This is a genomic window from Rhizomicrobium sp., from assembly GCF_056722145.1.
The window spans coordinates 1-8158 of the sequence record NZ_JBWZET010000362.1; the positions used below are offsets into that span (position 1 = coordinate 1).

Consider the following 8158-nt stretch of genomic DNA (forward strand, 5'->3'; position numbering starts at 1 on the left):
GGCCTGCTTGTCGGCGGCTTCCATGTCCTTGGAATAGAGCTGGACCTTGGTCACCCAGCAGGTGTTGTTGCCGGGCAGCGCGCCGCCGCCGCGCATCACGACGCGGTCGCCGCGGTCGAGACACGAGCCGAAATTCGCGCCGCCGAGCGGCCGGAAACCGACCCCAAAGGCGAAATCGATGTCGTCACACAGCCCGGCCAGACTGACGAGGTACTTCTTGCCGAAGCGGTCGTTGACCACCATCGAGTGGCGGTCGCGGGCGCCAAAGCCATCGAGATCGTGATGGCGCAGGCACACATTAGCGGGGGCGGGGGCGGGGGCGGCGGCAGGCTTGGCGTCGTCGGCGTAGGCCGGAGCGGAAGCCAGCAGCAGCGCCGCAAGGACAATTTCTCGTTTCATCGTTGCCAGTACTCCTGAGAACCGATGTAGCATTCTATAAGACCAAACACCGGATGAACGGCATATGAACCGGGCGTCCGTCGCATACTTCCCCGCTCATTTCATGAAATTCATGTTGGAGACGTCGTCATGGCCCAGCCCTCGTCACAATGCGCTATCTGCGGACAAACGAAGCCCGCGGCGGAGATCATTCCGGGCATCCTGATCCGCCCGGCTGTCGACGCCCTGATCCGGCGAAAACACCCCAACTGGACCCTCAACGACAATATATGCACCGCCTGCCACAACCACTTCCGCACCGATTATGTGCTCGAGCAGGTGCAGCAGGATCATCGCGAGCTGTCGGCGCTCGAGACCGAAGTGGTGGAAAGCATCCGCCAGAACCAGATCGTCACCGACAACCTCAACCGCGAATTCGAAACCGGCCGCCAGACCGTCGGTGCCCGCATCGCCGACAAGGTGGCCGAATTCGGCGGCTCGTGGAAATTCATCATCATCTTCTTCAGCGTCATGGCGGTGTGGGTGCTGATCAACACCATTCCGCTGTTGTGGCGGCCGTTCGATCCCTACCCCTTCATCCTGTTCAACCTGATCCTGTCGATGCTGGCCGCGATCCAGGCGCCGATCATCATGATGAGCCAGAACCGCCAGGAATCGCGCGACCGCCTCAGGGCCGAGAACGACTATCAGGTCAATCTCAAGGCCGAGATCGAGGTGCGGGTGCTGTCGGAAAAGATGGACCAGCTCCTGCACCACCAATGGCAGCGCCTGCTGGAAATCCAGCGCATGCAGACCGAAATGATCCAAGACCTCGCCAACCGGACCAAGGGGTAGCCGCAAAACCGCTTCAATCCGGCTTCACTCTGGCCGGCGGGCGCCTATTATCGCGGGGATCGGAAGGGATTCCAAAGATGTCCATTCTGGGCTGGATGTTGTTCGGGCTGATCGCCGGTGCCATTGCCAGCAGCATTGTCGGGGTCCGCGGCAAGGGCTGTATCATCAATATCGCGGTCGGCGTCGTCGGCGCGCTGGTCGGCGGCGCGATCTTCGGCGCCCTAGGCCATCCGGTCTGGTTCCATTTCAGCCTCACATCCATGCTGGTTGCGATCATCGGAGCGGTCATCGTCCTGCTGTTATGGAATGCCGTGACCGGCCGCCGCAACCTTCACTAGGGGGATGCCATGCGCGTGAGGATGTTCGTCGCGGCCCTCGTGCTGATGGCGTCCGCGGCCACCGCCCAGCCGATCCTTCTGGCGGGCAGCATCGGCAAGGCGCCGGTATTCCTCGATCTCGACCGCACCGGCGACACGGTGTCGGGCTGGTATTTCTATCTCAAGGTCGGCAAGCAGCTGCGATTGGAAGGCAAGGTCGATCAAGGCGGCCTGTTCGACCTCCAGGAATTCGTCGCCGACACCAACAGCCGCACCGGCTCGTTCAAAGGCCGCATCAAGGACGGGCGTTGGACTGGAACCTGGACCGACGTCGCCCGCCACAAAAGCTTTCCCATCGTGTTCGACGAAGTCCGCGGCAGCCTGAAAAACGCCGACGGCCGCATCGCCTGCACGGTGCGCGCAGAGGACCCGGATTTCGGCACCAAGACCCGCCAGAGCATCGACCTCACGCTCAAGGGCGGGCGGGTGAAGGCGCTGACGCTGGATCTGTCCGAAAAGGGCGGCGAGGACCAGAGCTGCCACCTCGGTCTCGCCGACCTCAGGCAGATGCCGGCCGGCGTCGGCATCACGCTGAAGGCCCGCGGCGGCGGCGAGCATCGCTGCAGCGTGCGCCTCATTCCGGCCGGCGATTACCTCGTCGCCCGCATCGGCGATCCAAGCCAGGCCAACGACGACTGCCGCGGCGCCGGTACCGCAATGTTCTGCACCCCGCGCGCCTTCTGGCTCGGCCTCGCGGTTAACCGCACCAACCAGACATGCAAGCAGGTGAAGTAAGCTATTTCTTCTCCGGCAAGTCGCCGTCCTGGGGCGCGTAGGCTTGGATTTTGGTGACGCGGCAGGATTGGCGTTCGCCGCCGGCCGTCGCTACGACCACGTCGCCCAGGCTGAGGCAGGTGAATTCGCTCGACAGGCTGATGGCATAGGTCGAGCCCAGATGGCGGCAGCTGGTCGAAACCCGGATCGGCGGCTTCTTGGTGCCGATCGAGTTCTGCACCCAGACGTCGCTGAATCGCAGCGGCCGGGCGACGTAGCTTCTCTTGGTGTCGATGCAGCTCGGCTGGGCGGGATCGGCTAAGGCATTGCCGGCCCACGCGGCGATCACGGCGACCGTCGCGGCGGTGGCAAGAAGGGCGATGTCCGTTCTGGTCATAGGCTCCTCCGGTTTTTACCAACTTAGAGCAATCCACCTGAACAGGTGATGAACGCCTCTCTTGCCTTCCGGTTCATTCCCGCGTGTTATCTTCTCCGGGATATCAAAAGGCTTCACCCATGTTGAAAACTGCCGGCGCCGCCCTGATTGCCACCGCCCTGCTGGCCCCTCTGGCCGGTCCGAGCGCTGCCGCGCCAGTCACCGATTGGAAGCAGGTGCAGAAGACCGCCGACAGCATCCAGACCGCCGCCGGAATTTCGCTGACCAAGCGGATGGCGGCCTGCAAGATGATCCTCCATCCTGAAACTTCGTGGTCCGAGACGCGCGCCGTGGCGTGGCCCGAATACGGCGCCAAGCCGGGCGACACCGTGCTGAAGCTGGTGTTCGATGTGCCGCCGGCGCCCAAGCAGCCCGGTCCGGGCGCCAAGCCGAATCCGCCGCAGACGAACGTCACCGCCTTCTGGGTGATCTCGAAAGGCAAGCCCGAACCCTTGAGCGCCTGGGCCAAGGCGTTGCAGATGCGCCCAGTGCCACTCGGCTACGACGAATCCAACAACTGCTAACCCTTGCGCCGCATCAGATAGACCATCGCAATCGCCGCCGAGAGGATGCCTGAGGCGGCGCCGACGCCAAGCGCCCAGCGCGGCCCCAGCGCGTCGGCCACCCATCCCACCAGCGGGGCGCCAAGCGGCGTACCGCCGAGCGCGATGGCGAGATAGATGGCGAGCACGCGGCCGCGCACCTCCGGCGCGGTGCTGAGCTGCAGCAGGGCACTGCAGCCGGTGGTGACGGTCTGGGCCGCGACGCCGATCACCACCAGCGTCAGGCCGAACACGAGATAGATGGGCGACACTGCCGCCGCCGCACAGCCCAATCCGAATATGCCCGATCCGATCAGCAGATGACGCAGCGTCGGCTGGTGCCGCGACGCCGCCATCAGCGCGCCGATCAGCGAGCCGACCGCCATGATCGACACCGAAATGCCGTATTGGCCGGCGCCGGCGTGGAACTCGCGCACCGACATGGTGGAAATGAAGATCGGGAAATTGAGCCCGAAGGTGCAGATCAGGAACGCGATCACCAGCGTCACCAACAGGTCATGCCGCTTCCAGATATACGCAAAGCCCTCCGCCAAACCGCCCGACTTGCGTTCGGCCCGTTTGGGCGCGTGCGCCACCATCTTGACCCGCCACAGTGCGCCGATCACGGCGGCAAACGACAACGCATTGACCACGAACACCCAGCCGGAGCCGGCGACCGCGATCATGCCGCCCGCAATCGCCGGACCGACCAGACGCGCCGCGTTGAACGACGTGGAATTGAGGCCAACCGCATTGGCAACATCCGCCTCGCCCACGATGTCCGACACAAACGCCTGACGCGCCGGCAAATCGAGCGCCGCGACACAACCGAACAGGAACGCCAGCACATAAACGTGCCAAAGCTGCGCCACCGCGAAGATCACCAGCAGCCCCTGCACCAGCGCCAACAGACCGAGCGCGGCCTGGGTGACGATGAGGTATTTGCGGCGGTCGAAGCGATCGGCGGCCCAGCCACTCCACGGCAGCAGGAGAAGCTGCGGCGCGAACTGCAGCGACATGACGATGCCGACGGCGCTGGCGTTGTTGTGCGTCAGTTCGGTCAGCACCAGCCAGTCCTGGGCGATGCGCTGCATCCAGGTGCCGATGTTCGACACCAGAGCGCCCGCCGCCCAGATGCGGTAATTGGCGTTCGCGAGCGAACGGAAGGTGTGCTTCAGGCCGCCGAGAACCCCCGATAACGCCGGTGAGCTCATGCGCGCGCGACGAGCCTCACGACATCATCGGTGGTCCCGGTCTCGCCCAGCCGCGGGAAAATGCGGGTGACGCTGTTGGCTTGCGCGTCAGGATTCCCATCGGTCATGGCATCGAGCGCGAAGCCGACATTGAAGCCGGCCTCGAACGCCTGGCGCGCCGTGGTCTCGACCCCGATCGAGGTGGAAATGCCGGCCATCATCACTTGCGTGACGCCGCGCGCCTGCAGCCATTCTTGCAGCCCGGTGCCGGAAAACGCGCCCCAGCTCGACTTGGTGATGCAATGGTCCGTCGGCTGAACGTTCAGCTCGGGCACCAGCTCGGCCCAATCCGGCGGCAGTTCGCGGGCGCCGAAACTCTGCTCCGTCCGCCGCGGCCCTTTCGGCACCACGTTGACCAGCACCACCGGCAAACCACGGGCGCGAAACGCATCGGCCAGCCGGGCGGCATTGGCGATCACCGCAGCACCGCCGACGGCTGCCGCCATCGCGGCAATGCCCTTCTGCAGATCGATGACGATCAGGGCCGTTTTGGGATCGAGTGTCGAAAACGCCATATCAAACCTCACAGAGGCGCCGCAGCAGCGCCATGGTTTCGCAAAGCCGCTTCTGCTCGGCGGCGGAAAGCTTTTCGCGAATGCGGTGTGCCAGCCAATCTTCGCGCTGCGCTCGCCCGGCCCGAATGCGCTCGCGGCAAGCGGACGTGAGCGACAGCAGCGTGCGACGGCCGTCCGCCGGATCGGGCGCGCCACTCACCAGCCCCGCCGACTGCAGCGCGGCGATGATTTCGCCCATCGATTGCGGCCGCATGCCTTCAAGCCGCGCCAGATCGCTGATCGACGCCGGACCCTGACGCTCGAGCAGCGACAGCACGCTGACCTGCGACCAGGTGAGATCGTGCGGCGGCGATTGCTCGCGCAGGCGCCGCTTGAGTTGCCCGAGCACGACGCGCAGCTCGCCCGCCGTCACGGTGGCGATGTCGTCCGCCGGTTTGTCAGTCTTGACCATGGCGGGAGCATAGTCGATATACAGGTTACCTGTAAAGGTGGCCTTCATATATTTCTGCACCCATCCGATCCGTAAACCATGGCGAGCGGCATCCTGAAGCATCGGTTGTCGCCGCGCCGCAGCGCATAATGGCGAACTATCGGATGGGGGGAATCGAATGCGGAAACTGGTTCTGGCGGCGCTTGCGGCCGCGGTGTTGACGTTTGGCGCCAAGGCCGATCCGGCATTCTTCTATTCGACTCCGTTCGCATCGCGTCTGGCCGACGATTCCAAGGCCGGCGACTATTCCAAGATCAAGACCGTCGCCATCATTTCCACGGTCGGCCAGCGGGTGGAGTTCTTCCGCGACAACTGGGTGAGCAACAAGTTCGTCGGCGACATCCGCGACTGGAAACTCGACGATCTGGTCGAAGCCGCGCTGCGCCGCACGCTGTCGAAGCGCTTCACCATCGTCGATGCGCCGTTCGACCGCGCCAGCATGCCGGCCGCGGGCATCGGCTGGTTCGCGGGCAACAAGGAGAAGCTGCAGCACTATTTCGCCGGCCATGCCGCGCCGGTGGATGCCTACATCCTGGTGCGCCCTTATGCCGACGAGAATTTCACCGGCCTTTATTACGAGTATGCCTACCGCAGCATCGAAGGCCATCTCGGCGGCAGCTTCAGCGCCAATTACATGCTGGAAGTGGTGGACGCCAAGACCTTCGAATACATCGGCAAGGCCGCCGCGCGCATCCAGTTCCGCGCCGAATCGATGCCGATGTATGCCGGGCTCGATGTCGGCGGCATGGCGTTCCCGAAAGCGGCGCCGTCATCCGAAACCCTCGCCAAATCCCGCCCGATTTACGAAATGCTGATGTCGATGTCGCTGCTGGAAACCATCCGGGCGCTGAATTTCGGCGTCGACCTGCCGCCGATCGGCGGACGCACGCTGTATCCGACGCCGAAGGGCCAGGAGCGGCACCGCAATGTCCGCACAGTTGCGGTGGCATCGGCCATCGGCGACCAGTTCGAACTCGCCAATCCCGGCTTTTTCCCCAATGTGCTGAAGAGCGACACCACCATCGCGATACCCGAGATGAACCTCGACAGCGAAGTCGAGAAGGTGGCGCGCGAGGTGCTGGGGCGGCGCTTCACGGTGAAGGACATCACGGTAGACCGCGCGGCGCTGGCGCAGGCTCGCCTGTTCGACAAGGACGACAAGCCGATCGCTACTATTCACGGCCTGCCGGTATCGAACGACATCGATGTCTATTTCGTCTTCATCAAGACGCCGGGCAACCAGCCCGATCCGTGGCACGGCACCGGCATCGTCAGCGACTGGCGCGTGCGCCCGACCGGCGCGGCGGTGTTCACCTACTACCAGATCGCGGTGGTCGATCCGCGTACGCACAAAGTGCTCGGCTGGTATCGCGGCCAACCGAGCCTGGCGTGGCCGCGCGACGTGCCGTGGCGCAATGTCGATCCGTCGCTGTGGCCGGGCGACAAGGCAACCGCCCTCAGCCCCGATCAGCACGCCAAGATCGAACAGCTCCTGCGCGAGGAAATCGACGACAGCGTGCCCGAAACCCTGCTCATCATGGGCCTTGCCGATCAATCGATCAGCTTCCACAGCTTCCTGAAACCGGAGGAGTAGATGCGCACACGCCGTGCCGTTCTCACCGGACTGGCCGCCGCGGCCCTGGTGCCTGCCCACGCCGACGACAGTCCCGTCGCGCACGGCATCCTCGCCGACAATTCGCTGGCGCGCGCCTTCGAGAAGCCGCCGACCAGCACCCTGCCCGACGTGCCGCTGATCGGCATGGATGGGACCTTCAGCATCGATCGCTGGAAAGGGCGCACGGTTCTGATGCCGCTGTGGGCGGAATGGTGCGCGCCGTGCATGAGCGAGCTTCCCGATTTCGGCCGCCTGCAAAGTAAATACGCCAACAGCCGCTTCACCATCCTGCCGGTCTTGAACGCCACCAACAAGCAGCTCACGCCGCACGATATTCTGCAGTTGTTCGCGGTTCTGCATTGCGAGGCGTTGCCGGCTGTCGCCGAAAGCAGGCTCGGCAGCCGCCTTCTTCGCACCATGGGCCGCCAAGGCGACAGCTACGCCCTGCCCTGCAATCTCCTGATCGCGCCGGACGGCCGCGTGGTGGGGCGCGAAATGGGCCGCATCACCGCCGACGACGCCTCCGATGGCACCGCGCCGGCAAAAACGGGCGATCCCGAAACCGTCACCCGCGCCATCAAAGGCCAAGCCCAAAGCGTCTGGGGCAAGCCCGAGGGTGAAGCCTTCGCCGCGGCGATGGCGAACGGCTTTTTGCATTGATCGTTAGCGCAGGAAGGCGAGCACCAGCCGCGTCGTCGCCTCAGGGTTTTCCTCCATCACCCAATGGCCCGAGGCGGGAATGACGCCGCCTTGCACGTTGGTGGCGACGAAGCGCAGTTCGGTTTCCATCGCGCGGCCGTAAGATTTTTCGCCACCGAGCGCCAGCACCGGCATCGTCAGCTTGCCGTGTGCGAGAAAGGCGCGGTTGTCGATGCCGTCCTGCGGAAACGCCTTGAACTGCTCGAAGGCATCGTGGATCGCGTGCGGGCGCGCATACAGCGCGGCGTAGTGCACCCGCGTCGCCTCGTCGATCTTGGTGGGGT

12 protein-coding genes are annotated in these 8158 nt (G+C 64.5%); 6 read left to right on the forward strand and 6 right to left on the reverse strand.

The window, feature by feature from the left end; genetic code table 11:
- A partial coding sequence (locus tag AC1P6P_RS19020) for a DUF6491 family protein (RefSeq protein WP_481404020.1) occupies positions 1-399 on the reverse strand: 399 nt, incomplete at its 3' end.
- A gap of 129 nt (positions 400-528) precedes the next feature.
- Between AC1P6P_RS19020 and AC1P6P_RS19025 the strand changes: the two genes are divergently transcribed.
- The 3 genes from AC1P6P_RS19025 (at position 529) to AC1P6P_RS19035 (ending at position 2345) form a co-directional block, all read left to right on the forward strand.
- Positions 529-1233 (forward strand): DUF1003 domain-containing protein, encoded by a 705-nt coding sequence (locus tag AC1P6P_RS19025; RefSeq protein ID WP_481404021.1) that lies wholly within the window; start codon positions 529-531, stop codon positions 1231-1233.
- A gap of 77 nt (positions 1234-1310) precedes the next feature.
- The gene (locus tag AC1P6P_RS19030) at positions 1311-1571 is read left to right on the forward strand and encodes a GlsB/YeaQ/YmgE family stress response membrane protein (protein WP_481404022.1); all 261 of its coding nucleotides are present in this window, start codon (positions 1311-1313) and stop codon (positions 1569-1571) included.
- Between the two features lie 9 nt (positions 1572-1580).
- The gene (locus AC1P6P_RS19035; RefSeq protein WP_481404023.1) at positions 1581-2345 is read left to right on the forward strand and encodes a hypothetical protein; all 765 of its coding nucleotides are present in this window, start codon (positions 1581-1583) and stop codon (positions 2343-2345) included.
- 1 nt (position 2346) lies between these two features.
- On the opposite strand, the gene AC1P6P_RS19040 is transcribed toward AC1P6P_RS19035, so the two are convergent.
- On the reverse strand, positions 2347-2721 hold the full coding sequence (locus AC1P6P_RS19040; protein ID WP_481404024.1) for a hypothetical protein: 375 nt from the start codon (positions 2719-2721) through the stop codon (positions 2347-2349).
- A gap of 119 nt (positions 2722-2840) precedes the next feature.
- Here AC1P6P_RS19040 and AC1P6P_RS19045 point away from each other — a divergent pair, with 119 nt between their 5' ends.
- Positions 2841-3284 (forward strand): hypothetical protein, encoded by a 444-nt coding sequence (locus AC1P6P_RS19045; RefSeq protein ID WP_481404025.1) that lies wholly within the window; start codon positions 2841-2843, stop codon positions 3282-3284.
- Here the strand turns inward: AC1P6P_RS19045 and AC1P6P_RS19050 are convergent.
- From AC1P6P_RS19050 to AC1P6P_RS19060, 3 genes are read right to left on the reverse strand one after another with little or no spacing between them, the layout of a single operon-like run.
- Positions 3281-4480, reverse strand: coding sequence for an MFS transporter (locus tag AC1P6P_RS19050; protein ID WP_481404030.1), 1200 nt, complete (start codon positions 4478-4480; stop codon positions 3281-3283). The genes AC1P6P_RS19045 and AC1P6P_RS19050 overlap by 4 nt on opposite strands.
- A gap of 32 nt (positions 4481-4512) precedes the next feature.
- Positions 4513-5070: a cysteine hydrolase family protein gene (locus AC1P6P_RS19055; protein WP_481404026.1), complete on the reverse strand. Its 558-nt coding sequence runs from the start codon at positions 5068-5070 to the stop codon at positions 4513-4515.
- 1 nt (position 5071) lies between these two features.
- Positions 5072-5521, reverse strand: coding sequence for a MarR family winged helix-turn-helix transcriptional regulator (locus AC1P6P_RS19060; protein ID WP_481404031.1), 450 nt, complete (start codon positions 5519-5521; stop codon positions 5072-5074).
- A 157-nt stretch (positions 5522-5678) separates the two neighbouring features.
- On the opposite strand from AC1P6P_RS19060, the gene AC1P6P_RS19065 reads away from it, so the two are divergent.
- Both AC1P6P_RS19065 and AC1P6P_RS19070 read left to right on the forward strand, forming a co-directional pair.
- Positions 5679-7154, forward strand: coding sequence for a hypothetical protein (locus AC1P6P_RS19065; protein ID WP_481404027.1), 1476 nt, complete (start codon positions 5679-5681; stop codon positions 7152-7154).
- Positions 7155-7835: a TlpA family protein disulfide reductase gene (locus tag AC1P6P_RS19070; protein ID WP_481404028.1), complete on the forward strand. Its 681-nt coding sequence runs from the start codon at positions 7155-7157 to the stop codon at positions 7833-7835.
- A gap of 3 nt (positions 7836-7838) precedes the next feature.
- On the opposite strand, the gene AC1P6P_RS19075 is transcribed toward AC1P6P_RS19070, so the two are convergent.
- Positions 7839-8158 (reverse strand): alpha/beta fold hydrolase (locus AC1P6P_RS19075; RefSeq protein WP_481404029.1); only part of this gene is annotated, 320 nt, incomplete at its 5' end.